Here is a 22827-nt window from a genome sequence, read left to right on the forward strand (position 1 = left end):
GCAGTCTGTTACGGCGTAGGCTAACTCGCGTAGCGATGTTAAGCGTAGCGGCCGTAGCCAACAACGCAAGGCAGCCGAAGGCCGGGATGGCTGGGTGCCCTCTTTTTGGTTACTTTTTTGGGGCAAGCAAAAAAAGTAACTCGCCATTAAGGCGAAAAAACATACATTAAACTAGAGAAACTTAAGTTATATGTAAGCAGCTAGGCTGCATGCCAATTCGCATGCCATGATAAAATCACCTCCCTATGACTGCCGTCTCTCCCATCCAACTCATCAGCCAACTCGAAAAACAACTCCCCCAGTGCATGCTGGCTGATCGCTTTCCGCTCAAGCGTCGTTTGCAGCAGCTACGTGATGCTTTAAAACAAAATAAACCCGTGGATAAAGCGCTGGTGGAACTTGCACACAAGGTGCAGGCTTCCCAGCAGCGTTTGCAGGCACGTCAGGCGGCGTTACCCCGGCCTGATTACCCGCCAGAGTTGCCAGTGAGTGGCAAAAAGGATGAGATTGCGGCGGCGATTGCCAAGCATCAGGTGGTGATCGTTTGTGGTGAAACCGGTTCGGGTAAGACCACACAATTACCCAAAATCTGCCTCGAGCTCGGTCGCGGGGTGAGTGGCTTGATTGGCCATACCCAGCCACGCCGGATTGCTGCGCGCTCGGTGGCGTCGCGCATTGCGCAGGAGCTGCAAAGTCCGCTCGGTGAGGTGGTCGGTTACAAGGTGCGCTTTAACGACAAGTTGTCCGAGCGCAGTTACGTCAAGTTGATGACGGACGGGATTTTGCTGGCGGAGACGCAGAGCGATAAATTCCTTAACGGCTATGACACCATCATTATCGACGAGGCGCACGAGCGCAGCCTGAATATTGATTTTCTGTTGGGCTATCTCAAACAGTTACTCCCCAAGCGGCCAGATTTGAAAATCATCGTCACCTCGGCGACGATTGATGCAGACCGCTTCTCGAACCACTTTGATGGCGCGCCAGTGATTGAAGTGTCTGGCCGGACTTATCCGGTGGAAATCCGTTACCGGCCGCTGGGCAACAAAACCACCATGGTGGCCGTGGAAGTGCCGATTGATGACGGGCTGGATGACATAGACCGTTTTGCGCAGGACCTGATGGGCATCAAGCGCAAGCCGCCGCGTACCGAGACGCGCTGGCTGGAAGAGGATGACGAAGAGGAAGTCATGGAAGATGCCATCCTCGATACCGCCGAGGATTTGTTGCGTCTGGGGGATGGCGATATTCTGGTGTTTTTGCCGGGTGAGCGTGAAATCCGTGATACCGCCGAGCATCTGCGTAAATACCAGGGCCGCTCGCCCAAGCTGAAGTCGATTGAGATTTTGCCGCTATTCGCGCGCTTGAGCATAGAGGACCAGCAAAAGATTTTCCGGCCCAGCGGCCAGCGCCGCATTGTGCTGGCGACCAACGTGGCGGAAACCTCGCTAACCGTGCCTGGTATCAAGTATGTGATTGATACCGGACTGGCCCGAGTCAACCGCTATAGCCCACGCGCCAAGGTCGAGCAATTGCAGATTGAAAAAATTTCGCAAGCGGCGGCCAAGCAGCGGGCAGGGCGCTGCGGGCGTGTGTCTAACGGCATTTGCGTGCGCTTGTACGGCGAGGATGATTTTAACCAGCGTCCGGCGTTTACCGATCCCGAGATTCTGCGTAGCTCGCTGGCCAGTGTAATTTTGCGCATGGCGGATTTACGGCTGGGGGATGTCGGTGAATTCCCGTTTATTGAGGCGCCTTCTTCACGCCTGATCAGCGATGGCTATCAGTTGCTGCAGGAGCTGGGGGCGGTGACCGAGCGTCGGGAGATTACCGAGCTGGGTCGGCAGATGGCGCGCTTGCCGCTGGATCCGCGTGTGGCGCGCATGATTCTGACCGCAAAAAAAGAAGGCTGTGTGCGTGAGATTCTGATTATTGCCAGCGTACTCAGCATCCAGGATCCGCGTGAGCGGCCCATGGATAAACGCGAGGCCGCCGACAATGCGCATGCCAAATTCAAGGCGGATGATTCTGATTTTATGAGTTATCTCAAGCTATGGGACTGGTATGAGCAGGCGCTCAAAAGCAAAAAGTCCAACCGTGATTTGCTCAATCAGTGCCATCAGAACTTTCTCTCCTTTTTGCGCCTGAAGGAATGGCGTGAGCTGCATGCGCAGTTGCTGGAAATGGTGGATGAGCTTGATATCAAGCCCAATCAGCAAGAAGCGAATTATGCGCAAATCCATCGTGCGTTACTGTCCGGCTTGCTTGGCAATATCGGCTTTAAAGATGGCGATAGCGAGACCTATGCCGGCGCGCGCGGGATCCGCTTTACCGTTGCACCGGGCTCGGTGCTCAAGAAAAACCGCCCCAAGTGGGTGATGGCCGCCGAGTTAGTCGACACCACCAAGCTGTATGCCCGTTGCGTTGCAAAAATTGACCCGGACTGGATAGAACCAATTGCGCATGAAGGCGGCGGCCGTGGCATTACACAAAGCCATTACAGCGACCCGCGCTGGGACCGCAAAACCGCGCAAGTGGTGGCTTGGGAGCGCGTGAGCTTGTACGGGCTGACCATTGTGCCCAAACGCCGCGTACATTATGGGCCGATTGCGCCGACCGAAGCGCGTGAAATTTTTATCCGTGAAGCCCTGGCCAATATGGAGTTTGACACGCGGGCCCCGTTTTTTGAAGCTAACCGTCGCCTGATCGCCGAAGTGGAGGCGCTGGAACATAAAGCCAGACGTCAGGACGTGCTGGTCGACGAACACCAGTTGTTTGTATTTTATGACCAGGTGGTGCCGTCGATTGCAGACCCTTACCGTGTCTATAATGGCGCTGCGTTTGAAAAGTGGCGGCAGGACGCTGAAAAAGCCAATCCCAAGGTGTTGTACCTGACGCGCGAATCGCTGATGCGCCATGGCGCCAGTGCCATTACCGAGATACAGTTTCCCGAGACCATGGTGGTAGACGGCGAAGTCGTGCCACTTAAATACCGCTTTGAACCCGGGCATGTGCTGGATGGGGTGACGGCGACGATACCGCTGGCCTTGCTCAATCAGCTTGATGCCACCGTCACTGAATGGCTGGTGCCGGGCATGGTACGTGACAAGGTGACGGCACTGATTAAAGCCTTGCCCAAAACCCTGCGCCGCGTCTGTGTCCCGGTGCCGGAGTTCGTGACCGGCTTCCTCGAATCCAAGCAGACTGCGCAGCCATTATTGCCCGCTCTGGCTGAGTTTATCCAGCAAAAAACCGGGCTTAAGCTCAAGCCGGAAGAGTTTGACCTGGCGGGCCTGGAACCACATCACCGCATGAACTTTAGCGTGGTCGACGAAAAAGGCCGTGAGCTAGGCATGGGCCGCGACTGGAATCAGCTCAAAAAACAACTGGGCTCGGCCGCGCAACTGACGTTTAGAACCGGCTCGCCCGGCATTGAAAAATCCGGGCTCAAGCAGTGGGATTTTGGCGACTTGCCAGCCACCCTTACCTTTAGCAAAGATGGCCGCCAACTGACCGGCTATCCGGGCCTCGAAGACAATGGTGACAGCGTGGCCATCAAGCTGTTTGATACGCCAGAAGCCGCCTTGGCCGCTCACCGTAAAGGCGTCTGCCGCCTGATGCGTTTTGAGCTCAAGGAGCAGGTCAAACAACTGGAAAAAGGCCTGCCAGGCTTTAACCAGTATGCCTTGCTGTTGCGCGCCATCATGAATCCTGACCAGTTGCGTGAAGACATGCTGCAATGTATTGCTGACCGCGCCTTTATTGCCGAGGACGACTTGCCGCGCAGCAATGCCGAGTTTATGCAACTGAAAACACGGGCGCGGACCCGCTTGCCAGCGGTGACCGAGGCGCTGACCCGGCAGGCGCAACTGATTGCCAATGAGTATCAGGTGCTGGTTGCCCAGTTACAGAAAATGACGCCGGTGACGCAGAAAATCAAACGCGACTGCGAGCAACAATTACAGGGTTTGTTGTATCACGGTTTTTTTAGCCGGACCCCGTGGGAGCAATTGCCGCATCTGCCGCGTTATCTCAAGGCGATCAAGCTGCGCATAGACAAATATCCGACCAGCATAGAGCGTGATGGCCGCCATACGCAGGCGCTGGTACAACTGGAGCAGCGCTGGCAGCAAAAAATTGAGCAATTGCGCAAGGCGCATCTGCCTGTAACCAACCAGTTACAAGACTTTGCGTGGCAATTACAGGAGTTGCGTGTATCATTATTTGCGCAGGAATTAAGGACGCCTTATCCTGTCTCAATCAAACGTCTTGAAAAACTCTGGCAAGAAATGCAATAGTATCGCGTGACCACTGCTAACCTGTGACCAACCCTGTTCATGCAGCCTTCTCCCTTTGAACCATTTAGTACGCCTAACTGGCTAAAGCCCAAGCAACGCGAGCGCGTGTTGCGCATCCCGGCACGCCTGATGTGGGCGATTTTGGTGTCGCTGCTGATACACGCCATCCTGTTCTGGGGCTTTTTACTCGATTTGCTCAAGCCGCTTGAGGAGCCCGCGCAAGCGCCGCTGAATATTGTGCTCGACTTGGGCGTGCCGGCGCCGACCAAACCCAAAGTGGTGTCGCCGCCGCCTGAGATTCCGCCCACTCCGCAACCGCGGCCTGAACCCAAACCGAAGCCACCGCCCAAATCTGAGCTCAAGCTGCCTAAAAAGATTATTCAGTCACAGCGGCCGGATAGCGCCTTTAAATTGCCCGAGCCCAAGCCGCAACCCAGGCCAGAGCCTACGCCAAACTTGCCGCCACCGCCGGTGGAAGACTTTTCAAGTTTTATCAAGCGCAAGCAGACCGACCGTTATGCGGATGAGATCTCGGCCAAACAGGCCAATGATGCTGCTGCAGCGGCCGAGCGTGGTCCTTCCGAGGATGAGCGCCGCACCAAAAACATCATGAACAATCTCAAGTTCGGTACCAACGGCTTGTTCCAGATCCGCCGCATGGATCCCTTGAATGCAACCTTCAGCTTCAAGGGCTGGGTCAATGATTACACCTCGGCCAATACGCAGTACTACGAGGTGGAAGCGCGCAGTGGTGAAGATATCCGCCTGGTGATGGTCAGACGAATGATCAGTATCATCCGTGAGCACTATAACGGTGATTTTGACTGGATATCCAACCGCCTGGGCCGTACTGTCACGCTTTCAGCGCGGCCTGCTGACAGCGCGGGTCTCGAAGACTTTTTGATGAAAGAGTTCTTTGGGCCCAATTATAAAAATCAGGATATTTACGGCCGCTAGCGCCCGGAGCAGCAGATGGCAGACGGCTTTGTTAACCCCACAACGTCGCATCGGCCAGACTGGCAATATCAGCTAGTACTGTGGTCGGGCATGGCCCTCACCACCTGGGTGGGTGTCTGGCATTTTGCCAGCCTGGGTGTCACGCTGCTCACCTTGCTGTATATGCTATGGGTGTTGTGGGCGGCCTATTTCCTGCACTTTGCCACCGCCATGCTGACGGCGATTGCCGCTGTCCTGCTGATCAATTACTGTTTTATTGAACCGCTGTACACCTTGCGCGTGGCTAGCCTGCAATCGTGGGTGATGCTCATAGTGTTTGCCGTGCTGGCATTGACGGTGAGCCGAGCCATGCAACAGCTCAAGCGGCAAAGGCAACAGGCACAATTGGCCGCACAACAATCCCGTTTTTTTCAATCACTGGCCGAAGTGTTATCCAGCCACTTGAGCGTTGCAGCGTTATTGCAGGCCGCTTGCCAGCATGTGCAACAGGGATTGGGCTGGCAGGTTTGTGTGGTGCAATTGGCGCCCGACATGCAATTGCAGCGACTGGCCGGTGAGTCCACGCTGCTTGTACAGCCTTCCAGTGTGCAATGGGCACTCGATTACCAGCGTGCCATCGGCGCAGGCACTCAGGATTGGCCAGCGCTGGGCCAATGTTTACTACCGTTTGGTTTCCCGCAGCACGAAGTGCTGGTGGTGGCTGTGCCTGTCGGTCACGCGCCAGACCTGCATTTTTTACAGCGGTTGGTACAACAATGTGCTGACGCCACGCTCAAGCTCAGGCAGCAGATTGCCCTGGCAGACGCCGCCCGCGAGACCACTGAGGCCCAGTTCAAAAAATCGCTGCTGACCGCCTTGTCGCATGATATGCGTACGCCACTGACGGCAATTTTAGGCGCGGCCAATGTGCTGGCTGACCAGCAGATTACGCTGGCACCCGCACAGTCCACACAGTTACTGCAAAGCATCCTGGCAGAAGCCGGTTATTTAAGCCAGGCCACAGAAAATATCCTGACTCTGGTCAAGCTGGAAGCGGGCGAGCGCGCCTTGCATCGCGAATGGCAATCGTTGCAAGAGGTGGTACAACATGTGATGCACCGCTACTTGCAGCGCACGCCCCCCGTATCACTGGCGTTTGCCGCTGTTGCAGAGGGCGAAGAATGGCTGGTGCATATGGATGCGGTGCTGGTGGCGCATGCGCTCTCTAATCTGGTGGATAACGCCTTGCAATGGCGCAGCACTGAGACGCCCGTGGCATTGCAGCTGGCAAGGGAAGCGGATTGGCTGGTACTGTCGGTGATCAACGAAGGTCCCGGCTTTGCACCAGATTTTGAGATTGCCTCGTTTCACTCGCGCCGTCCTGCGGGCAGTGGTAGCCGTGGCTTTGGCCTTGGCCTGAGTATCGTCAATACCATCATGCAGTTGCATCAAGGGCAATTGCAACTGACGCAGCAGTCAGATCAGCCCCCATTAAATGCAGGCCCGTTAGATAAAACGGCAGTCGCCCGGCGTACCTGTGTGCGTATGTTGTTTCCATTTGTGCCCGCTACCAGCTTGAGTGCAGGGGAAGCCGGATGAGCCAACCAGTCGATCATTCTACGCACCCACATCTGTTGCTGGTCGAAGATGATCCGGGTGTTTACCAGTTTCTGCTGCCCGCGCTGTCTGCGCATGGCTATCACGTGCAGCATGCACGTGACCTGGCTCAGGCCAGGCAGGCCAGCGGCTTTGCCATGGTGATACTCGACCTTGGCTTGCCAGACGGGCAGGGCGAACAACTGATTCCGCATCTGCGCAGTTATTCCGATGTGCCGATACTGGTGCTGTCCGCACGGCAGGATGAGGCAGACAAAGTGCAATGTCTTAATCTGGGCGCAGATGACTATTTGATGAAGCCATTTGGCTTGCAGGAATTGCTGGCCAGATTACAGGCGGCCCTTAGGCGTTCTGCCATGATGCAAATGCGCGACCATGTGTATCAGTACGCCGGTATCAGCGTTAACCGTGCCACCGGAATTGTGACCAAGGCTGGTGCGCCCTTGCACCTGACGCCCATCGAGCACGCCTTGCTCATGCAACTGGCCAGTAAACCTGGCAGCATTTTTACCCATGCTCAATTGCTGCAAGCGGTGTGGGGGCCAGAATATCTCAACGATACGCAATACCTGCGTATTCACATCGGCCGTTTACGCGCCAAGCTCGAAGATCAGCCCGCTGAGCCTAAAGTCGTCTTAACTGAGCTGGGGATCGGCTACCGGCTGGCTTAATCATTGTCGCCATGACCATAGGCGTTGTAAACATTGCATCATGTATATGCGATTGATATACGCCTGATTGCACACTTGCGCCATCAATCAACCATAAGGGGATGTGATGGAAACGTTTTCCACCAAAAAAAGCAGTCTGGCCGCCTTGGCCTTAGGGGCGATCGGTGTCGTCTATGGCGATATCGGAACCAGTCCGCTCTATACCGTACAGGTCATTTTTAGCGAGAGCACCGGTGTGCCGCTCAACCAGCCCAATATCCTTGGCGCGATTTCGTCTATTTTCTGGTTACTCATGTTTGTGGTGACGTTTAAATACGTCCTGCTCGTGCTGCGGGCTCATAACAAAGGCGAGGGCGGCGTCATGGCCTTGCTGTCGCTGGCGGTCTCCAGCTTGCGTCCACAAGACAAGCGTAGCACTGTGCTGTTATTACTCGGCGTCCTCGGGGCGGCGCTGTTTTATGGCGACAGTGTCCTGACGCCGGCCATTTCGGTGCTGTCTGCCGTAGAAGGCCTGCAAGTGGCGTCGCCCACCCTGGCTGCGCAGGTGCTGCCGATCTCAATCGGCATCCTGATCGGCTTGTTCTGGGTTCAGCGCCATGGCACGCATGCCGTCGGGCGTTTTTTTGGCCCGGTGGTCATTAGCTGGTTTCTGGCGCTGGCCTGTATCGGTGTCTGGCAAATTAGCCAGGCGCCAGAAGTATTGCAGGCCATTCATCCGCAGTATGCCTGGCAGTTTCTGCAATCACGCGGGGCTGGTGTGTTTATCGCGATTGGCGCCATCTTGCTGGCCGTGACCGGGGCCGAGGCCTTGTATGCAGACATGGGTCACTTTGGCCGTCCGGCCATTCAGTTGGCCTGGCTGGGCTTGGTATTTCCGTGCCTGATTTTAAATTATCTGGGCCAGGGCGCCTTGCTGCTGCATCATCCTGAAGCCGTCAACAATCCGTTTTACCTGTCGTTTCCCGAGCCCTTGCTGATTCCCGCCGTGATTTTGGCCACTCTGGCCACCATTATTGCCTCGCAAGCAGTGATTTCTGGCGCTTTCTCCATGACACGTCAGGCGATTCAATTAGGGTTTTTGCCTCGTATGCGCATTATTCACACTTCAGCCAGCGAGTCCGGCCAAATCTACATGCCCTCCGTCAACTGGGCGCTGCTGATCGCCGTCATCATTGTCTGTCTGGCTTTCCAAAGCTCATCGGCACTGGCCTCGGCCTATGGCATTGCCGTGACGGGCACCATGCTGATTACCACCATCCTGATGTTTATCGTTATGTGCAAGCGCTGGCAGTTTCCGCTGTGGCTGGCAGGCTTGTTGACGGCCGTATTGGCGAGCGTAGATGGTATTTTGCTCAGTTCTGCCTCCATGAAGTTTATGCAAGGTGGCTGGTTTCCGGTTGCGCTCAGTGTGGTGTTGATCCTGTTCATGACCACCTGGAAAAAAGGCCGTTTTAGCCTGCTCAACGGCATTGCGCAGTCTGACCCCAAATTGCTGCCTTTTATCGAGTCACTGGCACACTGTACGCTGCCCCGCGTCCAGCGCACGGCCGTTTACATGGTCTCCAATCTTGAGACTGTGCCGCAAGCGCTGTTACACAACCTCAAGCATAACCAGGTGCTGCATCAGCATAACCTGTTTGTAAATGTCACGTTTGAGGAGGTGCCGTTTATGAGCGCAGAAGAGCGTGTGAGGGTGACGCGGCTGGCAGAAGGCTTCTGGCAAATCCAGTTACGGTATGGCTTTATGCAACATCCTGATATTCCGCAAGCCTTGCGCTCGGTGGCGCTGGATGGCAAGACGCTGGATCCGTTCACCAATTCTTATTTCTTGAGCCGCGAGATTATCGTGCCGGATGTAGGTGGTGCCATGCCACGCTGGCGTGACCAGTTATTCTCGGTGATGTCGCGCAATGCCAGCAGTGCGGTCGAGTTTTTCAATATCCCGGCCAATAGCGTGATTGAGCTGGGTAGCCGCGTGCAATTGTAGGGTGAGCCCCCTTGATCGCCAGCCAGAACAGGGCATCAAGGGGAAGCCAGCCGTTTATGCCTAAAAAGGATGCCCATACGCTCCGGGCATCCGTTTCATGACGGGTAGTGGCACTGATATGAGCCGCTACGCCCGTCTTTTTTGCGTGTTTTGTAGCGTGAACTGGTTTTGTTGTCCGGCAGTATTGCCACTGTGATTCAATTTGTAGTGACTGACTTTCTCGTTTAATTGCTCGGCCTGGTCTACCAGTGACATGGCCGCCGCGGCCGCTTCTTCGACCAGGGCGGCATTTTGTTGCGTGACTTCGTCCAGTTGCGTCACTGCAGTATTCACCTGTTCGATGCCTATGCTTTGCTCACGCGAAGCAGAAGTGATTTCAGTGATTAAGTCCGAAATTTGACGTATCGCGCCTATCATCTCGTCCATCGTACTGCCTGCCTGATTGACATACTGAGAGCCGCTCGAGACTTTTTCAGAAGAATCTACAATCAGTTGTTTAATCTCTTTGGCCGCACTGGCTGAGCGTTGGGCCAGGTTACGCACCTCACTGGCGACGACGGCAAAGCCACGGCCTTGCTCCCCCGCACGGGCGGCTTCCACGGCTGCATTCAAGGCCAGAATATTGGTCTGAAAAGCAATGCCATCAATCACTGAAATAATTTCCTCAATCCGTGACGAGCTCTCGGTAATTTCGGACATGGTGATGACCACCTTGCCAAATACCTCGCCACCGCGTGCAGCAATTTCGCTGGCTTGCGCGCTCATGCTGTTAGCCTGTTTGGCATTTTCAGCATTCTGTTTTACCGTAGAGGCAATCTGTTCCATACTGGCCGCGGTTTCTTCCAGCGAGCTGGCTTGCTCTTCTGTACGTTGAGACAAATCATTATTACCCACAGAAATCTCGCTGGCGGCGGTCTTGATGGTCTCTCCGGCAATTTTGATGGCAGCGAGGATCTCAGCCATGGTGTCGACAATACTGTTGACCCCCAGGCACAATTCCCTGATCTCTCCTTGTTTGTCATCTGTCTTGATGCGCTTGGTCAAGTCACCCGCTTTAGCTAATGCCACCACCTCTCCGGTTTCATCGACCGCCTGTTTCATGGCTTGTGCTTCTAGCATTTTGTCGGTGATGTCAGTCGCGTATTTCACCACCTTCAAGGGTTTGCCTTCCATATCCAATATCGGGTTATAACTCGCTTGTAGCCAGACCTGCTTACCCCCTTTGCCTACACGCAGATATTGGCCGTTATCAGGTTCACCACGTGCCAGTTTTTGCCAGAACTGTTTATATTCGTGACTATTTTTATAAGCTGACTCCACAAACATACTGTGGTGGTTGCCGATGATTTCCTGCGGGCGGTAGCCAGTGACGGCTGCAAAGTTGTCATTGACATGGGTGATCGTGCCTTTTAAATCAAATTCAATCACCCCCATCACTTTGCTAATGGCCGCAATTTGTCCGGCAGAGTCTGCATTTTTAACGATTTCTGCCGTGATGTCGGTGGCGTATTTAATCACCTTCACCGGCTTACCAGCGGCATCCAGAATCGGGTTGTAGTTGGCTTGCAACCAGATCTCTTTGCCGCCTTTGCCCAAGCGCTTGCATTGGCCGCTCATGGCTTCGCCGCGCGCCAGTTTTTCCCAGAACTGTTTATATTCCTGACTGTTTTTATAAGCCGGTTCGACAAACATACTGTGGTGATTGCCGATGATTTCCTGCGCGCTGTAACCGGTGACTGCGGCAAAAATGGGGTTTACATGTGTGATATTCCCTTTGAGGTCAAATTCAATCACGCCCATCACCTTGTTGATGGCCGCAATTTGTCCTTCAAACTGCGCATTTTTTCTTTTTTCAGCGGTGATGTCGGTGGCATATTTGACGACTTTGAACGGTTTGCCTGTCGCATCAAAAATGGGGTTGTAACTGGCTTGTAGCCAAACCTCTCGGCCGCCTTTGCCGATGCGTTTGTATTGCGCGTTATCGGCCTCACCCTTGGCCAGTTTGTCCCAAAACTGTTTATATTCCGCACTGTTTTTATAAGCGGTTTCAACAAACATGCTGTGGTGATTGCCGATGATTTCCTGCTTGCTATAGCCAGTGGCTGCGGCAAAGTTGTCATTCACGGCAATGATTCTCCCGTCAAGGTCAAATTCAATCACTCCCATCACCTTGTCGATCGCAGAAATCTGGCCTGCAAAGTCAGCGTTCTTGCGTTTTTCTGCCGAGATATCAGTGGCGTATTTAACAACCTTGAATGGTTTGCCCTGTTTATCGAGAATCGGGTTATAACTGGCCTGCAGCCAGATTTGTTTGCCGTCTTTGCCCTTGCGCAAATATAGGCCTTGATCTGGCTCGCCGCGCACAAGCTTTTGCCAGAGTGCCTGATATTCCGGGCTTGCCTGATACGCGGCATCCACCAGCAGCCGATGGTGCTGGCCGACCAGCTCCTGCCTGCTATAACCCGTCACCGCCGCAAAGTTGTCGTTGACCGCAAGGATGTTTCCCTCCAGGTCAAACTCAATCACGCCCATGACTTTATCAATCGCGCGCAGTTGTCCTTCTTGATCCAGCTGCCTGAGCAGTGTTTCCTGAGAAGGTTGTTTGCTAAGCTTTTTAAAAATATTCCAGTCCATTTTTCACCCTCATTGATATAAATTTATCTTGTAATTATTATCGCGATACCAATAGGATTAGAGACTAATCAGGTGTAAAGGCATGCTGGGATATGAGACGGGTTAGTGTCTGTATTCAATAGATCAAACAAACACGCTATAGACGCTGATCCGCTGGCAGGAAGAATGCTTGAGATGGACTATCGTCGATGTATGAATCGCAACCAAGCCTGTGCTTAGTCTGATCAGGGGATTAGGCTTAAATGTTACTTTAAAGTATAATTGTTATCGTAGTAACTATATAAACAAATTGGGGATATAAATATGTTTTGGAAACTGACTTGTGCAGGGGTCATGTTTGCAGCTTTAAATGCAAATGCAGCTACGATTACAATCACAAATGGCTACGATGAGCCAGGAGCAGCTTCGGGTAAAACTGAAATCATTGACTTTGCTCCACAGAATACCGCTTTTAATCTGCTGGGCTCACTCGACCTAGACGGTGCCCTGCAGAAAAATGGTAACCAGGACTTTGTGTTTGGTCTTTACAAAAACAATACGCTGATTAAAGGCCTGGCAGATTTTACTGCTGCCAGCGGTGATGTCTATAGATTCAATTTTAGCAACCTGGCCTCAGGTACTTACAGCCTGAGATTCAACATCAATGGTGGTGGTAACTATAGCTTCAATGCTAACTTGACGCCATTTTCCTCAGTTGTCACCCCAGTGCCAGAGCCAGAAAGCATGGCTTTGATGCTCGTGGGTTTGGGCGCGATTGTCGCCCGCCGTTTTAAAAAGGCTTAATCAGCCGCATGTAAAAAAAAGCCCCAGTGATGGGGCTTTTTTATTGGCTCAGGTTTTGTGGCTGCTCGCTGCACGCTTCTCATGCATGAGCTGATACACCTGCTCGATTTCTTTTTGCTCCGCAACATCCAGCACACCATCATGATTGACATCCATATGCTCAAACATTTTTTTCTGATGCGTCGGGTCGCCTTGCAAATACTCCTGCAAAGAAATCATGCCATCGGTGTTTTCATCCAGATAATTCATGCTGTAATTAGGCGACAGTTTATTGCAATCTGGCGTTGTCGCATGTTCGTCGGCATGCGTGTTTTGGTACAGCGATGGAATTAAAAAAACAATAAAAGTGAAAACAGGAATTTTCATATTTAACCACCCCAATAAAGTTGTCAATATGATTAACGCGATAGCTAACAGGTTCCTTAAACGCTGTTATTTTTGCAAGATTTAATAGGTTTCTAAGGCAACAAAAAACCCGCCGCAGCGGGTTTTGTAGTTTAGCCTTTTAAAGACAAGCAACGCTGTTCAGTCAAGCCGGGCAGGGCTTAGTGGTCATCCCCATGCCCGGCAATTTTATCCATCCAGGCAAACAAAACGCCGGTGATGATAAAGGTCAGGTGAATGCCCACCAGCCAAGCCATTTGCTCGGTGCTAAACGTGGCGGTACCAGAGCTTTGGTGCACAAAAGCCTTAAGCAGGTCTATGGCAGAAATCGCCACAATCGAGCCAATCAGTTTGAGTTTCAGGCCGGAGTAATCGACTTTACCCATCCATTCAGGGCGGTCTTCGCTATCAGCCGTATCAATGCGTGAGACAAAGTTTTCATAGCCGCTAAAAATCACCATAATCAGCAAGTTACCCACCAAGGTGATATCCACCAGCGCCAATAGCGAGAGCACGGTTTCTTGCTCGGTGAGCGAGCCCAGATGCCCGGCAATATGCATAAACTCCTGGCCAAATTTCACCAGTAAAATGACCAGCCCGCCGACCAGGCCGAGGTACATCGGCGCCATCAGCCAACGGCTCTTAAAAATCAAACTCTCTAAAATTTTTTCCAAAAACTTCGCCATGAAAACTCCAAACGTAAATAGCGATTAATAAACTCTTTAAATGCCCAACGGTTTCAAACACAAACCGCTAGAATTGCGTCAACATTTCACGCACTGCTTCCTCATCAATCCCCTTGCCAATAATCACCACGCGGCTAATCGGCTCCTCTTCATCCCATCCCTCAAGCAAGGTGGGCGGGTAGGGCGTAAAGTGCACGGCGTGGATCGCCAGCGGCGCAGGCGCATCTTCCACATGCAAAATGCCTTTCATGCGCAGCAGCTTTTCACCATGCGTCTGGCACAGCTTTAAAATCACACTTTTAAAATCCGCATAAGCCATCGGCTTGGGTAAATACACGGTAAACGTGCTCACCCCATCATGCGCAGGCGCTTTGGGCAAGGTGCCTTTTTTCGCCGCACTAAACCCACTGGCCGGGGCACGCAACCAACGCTGCGGGCTCGCCTGCTTGCTGGCAAAGTCGAATAAGCCTACATCAATAATCTGCATCGGGTCTATCTCGCCATGCAACACAAATTGCTGCGTCGCATTCGGGTTGATCTCGCTCAGCTTGGCCTGCAAGGCCTCAATTTGCTCTGGCGTAGCCGTGTCACGCTTGGTAATCAGCAACACATCCGCCACGGCAGCTTGTTTGAGTGCTTCTTTCTGCTCGGCAATCTGCTGCAAGCCATAAGCCGCATCAATCGTCACTACCACCGCGTCCAGACGATAGACTGATTCAATCACAGGCTCATTCATCAGGTTGGCTAAAATCGGGCCAGGGTCTGCCATGCCCGTGGTTTCAATCACCAGGCGATTGAACTCAGGCACTGCCTGCAAACTGCGCTTAAAAAACAAATCGCGCATGGTGTCGGCCAGCTCGTTTTTGAGCGAGCAGCACAAACAGCCAGAACTCAACAACACCGTGTTATCGGCAATATGCTCGCTCTCTATGGTTTGCGAAATCTGGCTATTGGCAAAAATCTGGTCCAAGCCTGCTTCACCGAGTTCGTTAATTATGACTGCGGTGTCTTTCATCGCGGAGTTATGCAGAAGCTTGTTGAGCAGGGTGGTTTTGCCGCTACCCAAAAAACCAGTGAGCAGCGTGACGGGGATACGTTTATCCATATTAATTCTAATAAAACGAGTGTGGCGGTATTTTAACGCGGATGATTGTTGGTGATACTAAGTGTTTCGACTTATATGGTGATGTAGCCATAAATCACAAGAGGTTTAAAAACTATTGTCTTCTATTGGATTGGTACTCGACGAATAGTGCGAGCTCTGGCTGTGACAGGTTGCAGCATTTTTAAACGCCATTCAGTATCTGAAATAAGTGAAGATACCTTCTCGTCCGTCAGTAATCTTCTATAGTTGTTTAATGTCGTTATCTTCGTCAGTTCTTTACGTATTGTTTTTAAATGTCCTATCCTAATGCCATGAGGGTCTTTTGCGAATGACTCCAATGCTTTTTCAATAAGATCGCCAGGAATTTCTCGACAAGCAAGAATTTCCAAAGCAACGTCAGCTAGTGGGTCAGGCGGAAATAATTTCTCACCTCCAGAAAACATCTCAAGAAAGTATTCGCCGATATGTTTTTCATGATTAAAGTTCATCATTCTCACATTAGGCCAATCATCAAAAGCGTGGCAAAACGGAAGCTCTGTAACCCAAGCACATTGTTCTGTTGGTCTTGGTAAAGCCTGAGGGCCTAAAGGAAAGTAATTGCTAATCTCTAAGGGGTTTACTCTATAGATGACTCCCATTCCTGAAGTGACTGGTTGCCAGCCACTTTTAGTTTCATAGCAAGTGGCGAAAAAAGCGCTGACATTGAAGTCATCTGTAAGATCAAGGTATCCAGTTGGAATCCCATAATGTTGTGCAAGTGCAATTCGATCAAGTTTTAGTTTTTGATTAGCCGCATGGGATGTAATTGGATGATGATTAAGCTCTCGGGAAAACCACCACGATTGAGCAAGTCTAAGTACAATTCTAGCTTGATCAGAAATAGCGTATTTCCATAATTCTCCAGTGTTTTGAGAGATCATTCCCCGGGCAATAGAAGGTAACATTGGCAAGTAACGTTTATTTTGCCCACGATACAAGCTTTGTACAGCAAATGGGATTGCTCCTCCGTGATCCTCTTCCGAGTACCAGTACCAGCTTTGTTCTCGTCTGGACCTATGATCAACAAAGTCTTTTGAGATTTCAAGGAGTGTTGTAGCAGGCACTATTTGCATGAATTATTCCGATTTTAAAAAATAAAAACATTACCTACTTACAGCCCTTTGAATAATTGTGGGCAGAGTGGCCGAGCACGTATTTAAATCAACTCAGAATACTGCTTAAGCAATGAAACGGTTTGCGGTAATTGTTGTTTTTGCAAGCAGGTTAAAAACTCTTCAACAGCCATCGGTGGCTTTTTCAACGCGTTTCGTTGGTCTCTAAATGCCTTGCAGCAAATGGCGGGTGCCATGTCTATCTGGTAGTAAATAAAATCATCCGGATGAATGATTTCTATCTGAAAAGCTTTTAAGTCTTCTGCAGGAAAGTCTTTTTGGTTAAAGGTTACGATCGCATCGGCTTTGCATTTGATGGCTGCGGCCAGCACGTGGCGGTCATCTGGATCAGGCAGCGTTAAGCCTTCAATCAAGCATTCATAGCCTTCTACTTTTGCATCTGGCACGTGGCCATCCATCAGGTCGCGCACGCGCTCAAGGGTTTCACGTGGGTACTTTCCATCGCGCACAAGCGCATTTATCCACTCTTCGTGGATTGCATCTGTCCAATAGGCTTTAAATAAATCACAGTTTGCCAGACGCATTAAACTATCGCGTAGTGGCGCTGGGTAGAGCACGCAAGCGTCAAACAAGACGGCAAAGCGTGCCATCTGTTTAGTATCCCATCCCTAATTCTTGAGAGAGCTCGGTAAGTCCATCTAATGCTGTATTCCGTTGGGCAAGTAATGCTTCTTTATAAGCCAACACATCACTGGCTAATACTCTTCTGTGTGCGCCGACTTTGCGATGCGGCAGGGCACCTTTTTCTAGCAGGGTGACTAAATGCGGGCGGCTGACATTGAGCAGATTGGCTGCTTCTTGTGTGCTGAGTTCATGATGAATTGGCACTAGGCTGATGGCGTTGCCTTTGGCCATTTCAGAGACGATATCCAGCAACATCTGCATGACCTGGCCAGGTAATACAATGTCCTCTGCCACACCATTGTTAGCGCGCAAAGTCAGTTGCACACGGTCAGCATCAGCGTATTTGCTGAGCATGCGGCTGGAGTGCTTGGCGGCTTCAATTTCTGGCTTAGAGGGTAAATGCACCACATTTTGTAGTGTGTTCATTTTGAATGTCTCTTAATCAAATTTGATATAGTATTAGATTAAACGAAATAAACGAAAAAGACAATCAACCTAATGTGGGCACTATCGATACCATTTAAAAAATAAACCCCATGTAAAAAACATGGGGCGAGTTGGCACGCTGAATACTCCTTTTAAGGGGGGTATTATCAGCACATGAGGGTTAACGCTGCGTCCGTTTGCGTCGACTGATCATTGCACAGACCAATAGGCCCAAGCCAAGCATGGCATAAGTTTCAGGCTCTGGCACAGGTGTTGCTGTGATGTTAGCCAGTTGAAAATTCACACGTTGCGAGCCAAAGCCACTGCCCCCTTCATTGTAAAACACCGAGAAATTGACGGTTGTATTGCCATCAAATGGGTCTATGACTTTTTGCCGTGCAAACACGAATAAATCTTGCCCGCTGGTATTAATAAAAAAGCTGAGGGTTCCATTCAGGCCGAGTGCAGCGGTGCTGTGCAGTTGGCTGCTGATGAGTTGTGTATCAAAGTTGGCGTTAAATCCGTCTTTGGTTGAGGTGACACGGCAGTCAATGTCAAGAGTAAGGCACGGGTTGTTGCTCAGGGCAAGGCTGGTGTTGCCGATGACTGCGGTGGAGGTCACTGCGTTGCGCAGTTCGATTTGATTTACGGCAGGGTTGGTGTCTGCCACTGTGGTATCAACATCGACGGTAAACCCGGCATACTGGTTGGTGAGTGCGTCGCGGATGGTTTGACCCGTCAGCAGGCTGACGTTTGATCCGTTTGCGACAAAGTTAATATTGCCAAATACCGAGTATACGACTGCCTTGGCTGGCATAGCGATGGTGAATAAAGATAATACTAAGCCCTGACAGAGTAGTTTGAATATGCCTTTTTGATGCATGCCTGACTCCTCTCAAATGGTATTTAAATGATTTTTAATCTTTTTGAGACTATGCTGGTCAGTGAGGCTGGTCAATCCCGAGTTCGGGGGGGCTTGCAACGGTTAGCATGCGTTAGAAATCTCTCTAAATAGTGGATAAATTGTTGGATTTACGTTGTCACACGATCATGCAAACAAAACCATTGCGGCTTAATCCTAAAAAGCTGTTACATTCTAAGTGGACAGCGGTAAAGCCCGTGAATAAAGAAAAACACTTTATGGTGACCAAGCTCATCGTAAGCGATGAGAAGATGGGTGACGAGGAGACGCAAGTGATTGAAACCGTTGAGTTAGAAGCGGTCATGACTGGGCGCGTGCAGGTGATTGACTGGCATGCGTTGCAAGACCGCGCAGTGTGGAAACAGGGGTGGGTGGCGTGAAAAATATTGCGGTGATTGGTGCGGGGATGGCAGGCTTGTCTTGCAGCCAGGCGTTGCAGCAGGCCGGTTATCTGGTGACGGTGTTTGAAAAGAGCCGTGGGCCTTCGGGGCGCGTGTCTACGCGATTGGGCGAGGGCTGGCAGTGTGACCATGGCGCACAGTATTTTACGGTGAGCCAGCAGCCGTTTGTGACACAGGTGCAAAAGTGGTTGCAGGCGGGCGTGGTGGCTGAATGGCAAGGGCGCATTTACGAGGCGAATGAGACCGGTTTACGCGCCAAGCTGTCTGAAAAACAGCGTTATGTTGGCGTGCCGCGCAATACGCGCCCGGCGCGGCAGATGGCGCAGTCTTTAACCGTGGAGCTGGAGCAGACGGTGCAGCAGATTACCTTTGCCGAGGGGAAATGGCGCGTGCACAGCAAAGAGCACGGCGCGTATCCGCAGGTGTTTGATAAGGTTGTGCTGGCGATTCCGGCACCGCAGGCACAGGCGCTGCTAGGCTTTAATCTGGAGATGCAGGCGCTGGCGGCCAGTGTAAACATGCGTGGCTGCTGGGCCTTGATGGGGCGCTATACACATACGCTCGATTTGCCGTTTGATGGCTTGTTTGTGAATGCGGGCCCGCTGAGTTGGGTGGCAAGAGACAGTAGCAAGCCGGGGCGTTTGCCTGAGGGCAGTGCGGTCAAGGAGGTCTGGGTATTGCATGCCAGCGCTGAATGGTCCGAGGCCAATATTGAGCGTGCACCAGAGGAGGTTGCGCTGGCGTTGCTGGCGGCATTCCAGGCCTTGGGCGGTGAAGCGCCCATGGAACACAGTGTGCACCGCTGGCGCTATGCGGATTGTGCCAATTATCTGCACCAGGGCTTTGCCTGGGATGCCGCCCAGCAACTAGGTATGTGTGGCGACTGGCTCAATGGCGGCAAGGTAGAAGGCGCATGGATGAGCGGCTACCAGCTCGCGCAGGCGATGATAAAAACCTGCGAGCCTTGTTATTGATTAAGGATTACTTGTATTCGTTGTCTTGGGGAGTTTTGGCATCACCCATTTGCGGAACATGAGCGGCGTGATCATTGTTGTCACTACGCCCATCAACACTAGCACTGAGAACAAGTCCTGCCCGATAAAGCCGCGTTCGTAGGCGATGCTGGCGATGACCAGCTCCATCACGCCGCGGCCGTTGAGGATAAAGCCGATGCCCAGTGCATCGCTTTTGCTCAGGCCTATGAGGCGACCCCCTAGCCAGCCGGCCAGGATTTTAGTCACTATCGACACCACCAGCACCACAGCGACAAACCAGACTGAATCTATGACCTGGATTTTGAATTCCAGCCCGAGATAGGCAAAAAATACCGGGGCTAGAAAGCCACCGGTGATGGAGCTTAAGGTGAGCTCTAGTTCTTTGTAGCGTTCGGGTGAAAAAAAGGTGCGGTCTATGAGCAGGGCACCAAAGAAGGCGCCGATGATAAAGTGAAACCCGAGCGCGGCACTGACTGAACCAAATACGAGTACCAATAGGAGCAGCAAGCCGAACAGGGCCTCGTTGCCGATGATGGTGACCAGCTTTTCTGACAGTTGGTCGATAAGAATGCCTCTTTGAATGACCTGCTTGATCAGCACACTAATGCTGACAATCAGCGTCATGAGCAAAATCAGCTTCCAGCTCGCGTTAAACGTGGCAGCGGCCACGGCCTGATAGGATTTTTGTTCGGGCAAGTTGAGAATCACCCCTAACACCAGCAGCGCGGCGATATCGTTAAAGATCGCCGTGGCGACTGAATAGCGTGCGATGGTGGAGTCCAGCAGTTTGAAGCTTTGCAGAATGCTGACGGTGACCGGTAGCGCTGTAATCGAGACACACAGGCCCAGAAACACTGTACGGCTGACATCCAGACCAAAGCCGACCCCGACCAGAATGCCGCCTGTGAGTGGCAATAAAAAGCCCAGCAGCGCAATGACTGCACCTTTGCCGCGCATGGAATCTATGACCTCCTTGAAGTTCATCTCCAGCCCGGCCGACAGCACGATTAAGAACACGGCAAACTCAGAGATGCCAGACAGCGCTGGGCTGGGCGTGATCAGGTTGAGCAGGCTGGGCCCAAGCAATACCCCGGCTAACATTTCGCCAATAATAGCGGGTTGGCTAAAGCGACTGAACACTTGCCCGAGCAGGCGGGCGGTGACGATCAGAATCAGTAGCGATGTCAGTAATGGCATTGGTTTCTCTTATGGTTGGGCAGCGCGCCATAAGGCAAGATCAATGGGGTCGTTGCGCGAGGACTTCTTTTGGTTTTAACCATCAAGATTAAAGTCACGGACGGTGCAGGCTTAGCATAGCGCGCGTGCAGAATAGAGTGTAACGGATTTAGGCGCGGATGGCATGTATCAGGGCGCGCATTGGCGTTCAGGGCTGCATCTGTGTCAATGACGTCGCAAAAAACCAACGGCGCTTTGTTGCGCAGGCTTAGTGCGTAAAGACCTGTACCATTTCTTTGCGATTTTTGCGTGCGCGCTTATCGGCATACATGCGTTTGTCAGCGATGCGCATCAGCGATTCGGTGTCTGTGGCTTCGTGGGCAAACACGATGCCTACGCTGGTGCCCGCGCCAACGATGCCTTCTTTTTGCAGGTGCAAGTGCGTGTATTCCAACTGGTGCTGGCACCATTCCACATCATCCTCATGGCAGACGATGGCAAATTCATCGCCCCCCAGGCGGTAAAGCTTGCCATGCGTATCCAGCTTGTTCGTCAGGATGCGGCTAAAACTCTTGAGCAGTTGATCCCCGGCCTCGTGGCCATATTGGTCGTTGACATGCTTGAGGTTGTCGATATCGAGGAACATCAGGCAACCATGCTCGGGGAAATGCAGCATTTGATTCTCTAACGCATGTCGGTTGGGCACGCCAGTCAGGCGGTCTGTCATGGCCAGCGAGCGCGTGGATTCGAGCTCGGCCAGCATGTGTTCTTTTTCTTTGTGCAGACGGTTGATCTGGTATGCCACCAGCAGTGACAGCGCGACGGCTTCCACGGTCACTGCGATGAGGCCGAGTTGCTCTACGGTCCAGGCGTTTGAGCTGAGGCGATCTGCGGTAATCGTCAAACCACCTAGCACGCCAAAAATGGAAATGGCCAGCAGGTATAACTGCGCCACGCGCTGACCTTGCAAGCTCAAACGGATGCCACACACCAGGCCAAAGACCAGAAAAATGGCCACGCCTAGCCTGTCCATTTCCAGCATCCAGTTGGGGTAGATCATGGCGAACACCATGAGCCCCAGTAGCGTCAGCCTGGCCGCAATCGAAACCTGATAAAGCCGGCTATGGCGAAACGGGCTGATGCCGAGTAAATGACAGACAAAGCTGATATAAGCGAGATTAGAAAACAGGATAGGCAGGCTGGTCAGGTAGAACCAGTGCCAGTCAAACAATTGCTTGAACAGGCCGAGCACCGCGCTTTGAAAAATCAGGTTGCCCAGAATAAACAAGGCATACATGCGCTCGGTGACGTGGCCGGGCATGATGCCGATGGCCATGTAGTAACTGAAAATCCCCAGCAAAATGCCGAGCAGCAACAGGCTCACGGCAGTGCTGACATTGGTTTGTTGCTGGTGGCTGGCGAGGTCAGTCACAAACACTTCTGGTTGCGCCAGATAATAAGGGGATTGCAGCCAGGTAATGAGCCGGTAGGTCCCCGGCTGCAGTGCTACGAGGCGGCCATGCCTGAGCAGAAGCTGGTCGGTATGCTCGCTACTGAGTCCGCCTGACAGCACATGCATGGTGTGGTGACCATCAGAAATTTCGTGCTGGAACTGGGCCAGGGTAGAGGTGTTTTTAAAGTCAATCACATACTGACCGGCCTGCGTGATCTTGAGCACGCCCTGACACACAAAGCGGCCGCCTTGCAGCGGAATATTACCTACGATTTCGCCCTCGCTGCTCATGCAGGTTGTGCCCGACAATTGCGCGTCAGCCTGGGCTTGCGTGGGCAGCCAGGTCAAGAGCAGCATCAGGGCACAGAGGAGAAAGCGTTGCAAGACTGTTATCCATCAAGAGTAAATCTAACAAGTCAGTTTACCTGAAAAGTTCCTGTCTCTCTTGTGGGGAAATGGATTAAGAAACGCAAAGAATTACTAACGAAGGTGTGGTTGCGGGTGATGCGTTATAGGCCAAACAGCGCCCTTGTCTGGGACGCTGTTTGAGTGAAAGG

At 52.1% G+C, this 22827-nt stretch carries 18 protein-coding genes; 8 read left to right on the forward strand and 10 right to left on the reverse strand.

All coding sequences use genetic code 11. The features are described 5' to 3' along the window. The first annotated feature begins 305 nt into the window (after nucleotides 1-305). The 5 genes from hrpA to ACFQ1T_RS08885 all read left to right on the forward strand — a co-directional run bounded on the left by hrpA (nucleotide 306) and on the right by ACFQ1T_RS08885 (nucleotide 9509). Nucleotides 306-4298, forward strand: coding sequence for an ATP-dependent RNA helicase HrpA (hrpA, locus tag ACFQ1T_RS08865; RefSeq protein ID WP_379076914.1), 3993 nt, complete (start codon nucleotides 306-308; stop codon nucleotides 4296-4298). Nucleotides 4299-4337: 39 nt separating this feature from the next. Beyond that, nucleotides 4338-5255, forward strand: a complete 918-nt coding sequence (locus tag ACFQ1T_RS08870) for a hypothetical protein (protein ID WP_194747944.1) — start codon at nucleotides 4338-4340, stop codon at nucleotides 5253-5255. Between the two features lie 15 nt (nucleotides 5256-5270). Beyond that, nucleotides 5271-6833, forward strand: coding sequence for a DUF4118 domain-containing protein (locus ACFQ1T_RS08875; RefSeq protein WP_379075779.1), 1563 nt, complete (start codon nucleotides 5271-5273; stop codon nucleotides 6831-6833). Beyond that, on the forward strand, nucleotides 6830-7522 hold the full coding sequence (locus tag ACFQ1T_RS08880) for a winged helix-turn-helix domain-containing protein (protein WP_194747940.1): 693 nt from the start codon (nucleotides 6830-6832) through the stop codon (nucleotides 7520-7522). Before ACFQ1T_RS08875 ends, ACFQ1T_RS08880 begins: the two co-directional genes overlap by 4 nt. A 106-nt stretch (nucleotides 7523-7628) precedes the next feature. Beyond that, nucleotides 7629-9509, forward strand: coding sequence for a potassium transporter Kup (locus tag ACFQ1T_RS08885; protein WP_194747939.1), 1881 nt, complete (start codon nucleotides 7629-7631; stop codon nucleotides 9507-9509). Nucleotides 9510-9635: 126 nt separating this feature from the next. Here the strand turns inward: ACFQ1T_RS08885 and ACFQ1T_RS08890 are convergent, their stop codons facing one another. Then, nucleotides 9636-12143 (reverse strand): methyl-accepting chemotaxis protein, encoded by a 2508-nt coding sequence (locus tag ACFQ1T_RS08890; protein ID WP_379075783.1) that lies wholly within the window; start codon nucleotides 12141-12143, stop codon nucleotides 9636-9638. 303 nt (nucleotides 12144-12446) lie between these two features. Between ACFQ1T_RS08890 and ACFQ1T_RS08895 the strand changes: the two genes are divergently transcribed. After that, on the forward strand, nucleotides 12447-12926 hold the full coding sequence (locus ACFQ1T_RS08895) for a PEP-CTERM sorting domain-containing protein (protein WP_379075786.1): 480 nt from the start codon (nucleotides 12447-12449) through the stop codon (nucleotides 12924-12926). A gap of 48 nt (nucleotides 12927-12974) precedes the next feature. Here the strand turns inward: ACFQ1T_RS08895 and ACFQ1T_RS08900 are convergent, their stop codons facing one another. The 7 genes from ACFQ1T_RS08900 to ACFQ1T_RS08930 all read right to left on the reverse strand — a co-directional run bounded on the left by ACFQ1T_RS08900 (nucleotide 12975) and on the right by ACFQ1T_RS08930 (nucleotide 18206). Next, entirely contained in the window at nucleotides 12975-13292 is a 318-nt protein-coding gene (locus tag ACFQ1T_RS08900) for a hypothetical protein (protein WP_379075788.1), read from the reverse strand. Between the two features lie 179 nt (nucleotides 13293-13471). Continuing rightward, the gene (locus tag ACFQ1T_RS08905; protein ID WP_194747933.1) at nucleotides 13472-13996 is read right to left on the reverse strand and encodes a TIGR00645 family protein; all 525 of its coding nucleotides are present in this window, start codon (nucleotides 13994-13996) and stop codon (nucleotides 13472-13474) included. 67 nt (nucleotides 13997-14063) lie between these two features. Then, on the reverse strand, nucleotides 14064-15101 hold the full coding sequence (locus ACFQ1T_RS08910; RefSeq protein ID WP_379075791.1) for a CobW family GTP-binding protein: 1038 nt from the start codon (nucleotides 15099-15101) through the stop codon (nucleotides 14064-14066). A 122-nt stretch (nucleotides 15102-15223) separates the two neighbouring features. Next, entirely contained in the window at nucleotides 15224-16213 is a 990-nt protein-coding gene (locus ACFQ1T_RS08915; protein WP_379075794.1) for an FRG domain-containing protein, read from the reverse strand. Nucleotides 16214-16296: 83 nt separating this feature from the next. After that, entirely contained in the window at nucleotides 16297-16863 is a 567-nt protein-coding gene (locus ACFQ1T_RS08920) for a PIN domain-containing protein (protein WP_379075797.1), read from the reverse strand. A 4-nt stretch (nucleotides 16864-16867) separates the two neighbouring features. Next, complete coding sequence (locus tag ACFQ1T_RS08925; RefSeq protein WP_379075800.1) at nucleotides 16868-17323, reverse strand: helix-turn-helix domain-containing protein; 456 nt, start codon at nucleotides 17321-17323, stop codon at nucleotides 16868-16870. A 181-nt stretch (nucleotides 17324-17504) separates the two neighbouring features. Next, nucleotides 17505-18206, reverse strand: coding sequence for a PEP-CTERM sorting domain-containing protein (locus tag ACFQ1T_RS08930; protein ID WP_379075804.1), 702 nt, complete (start codon nucleotides 18204-18206; stop codon nucleotides 17505-17507). Nucleotides 18207-18442: 236 nt separating this feature from the next. Here ACFQ1T_RS08930 and ACFQ1T_RS08935 point away from each other — a divergent pair, with 236 nt between their 5' ends. Together ACFQ1T_RS08935 and ACFQ1T_RS08940 are read left to right on the forward strand one after the other, a co-directional pair. Continuing rightward, a complete protein-coding gene (locus ACFQ1T_RS08935; protein WP_313988036.1) occupies nucleotides 18443-18625 on the forward strand; it encodes a TIGR02450 family Trp-rich protein in 183 nt (60 codons plus the stop codon). Further along, nucleotides 18601-19620 carry an NAD(P)/FAD-dependent oxidoreductase gene (locus ACFQ1T_RS08940; RefSeq protein ID WP_379075807.1) on the forward strand — a complete coding sequence of 340 codons (1020 nt, stop codon included), beginning with the start codon at nucleotides 18601-18603 and terminating at the stop codon, nucleotides 19618-19620. The genes ACFQ1T_RS08935 and ACFQ1T_RS08940 overlap by 25 nt, the downstream gene beginning before the upstream one ends. Here the strand turns inward: ACFQ1T_RS08940 and ACFQ1T_RS08945 are convergent, their stop codons facing one another. Both ACFQ1T_RS08945 and ACFQ1T_RS08950 read right to left on the reverse strand, forming a co-directional pair. After that, a complete protein-coding gene (locus ACFQ1T_RS08945) occupies nucleotides 19621-20838 on the reverse strand; it encodes a cation:proton antiporter (RefSeq protein WP_379075810.1) in 1218 nt (405 codons plus the stop codon). Nucleotides 20839-21085: 247 nt separating this feature from the next. After that, a complete protein-coding gene (locus ACFQ1T_RS08950) occupies nucleotides 21086-22654 on the reverse strand; it encodes a GGDEF domain-containing protein (protein WP_338654472.1) in 1569 nt (522 codons plus the stop codon). Nucleotides 22655-22827 lie beyond the last annotated feature (173 nt).

It is taken from the genome of Methylophilus glucosoxydans (assembly GCF_042676145.1).
Lineage (GTDB): Bacteria > Pseudomonadota > Gammaproteobacteria > Burkholderiales > Methylophilaceae > Methylophilus > Methylophilus glucosoxydans.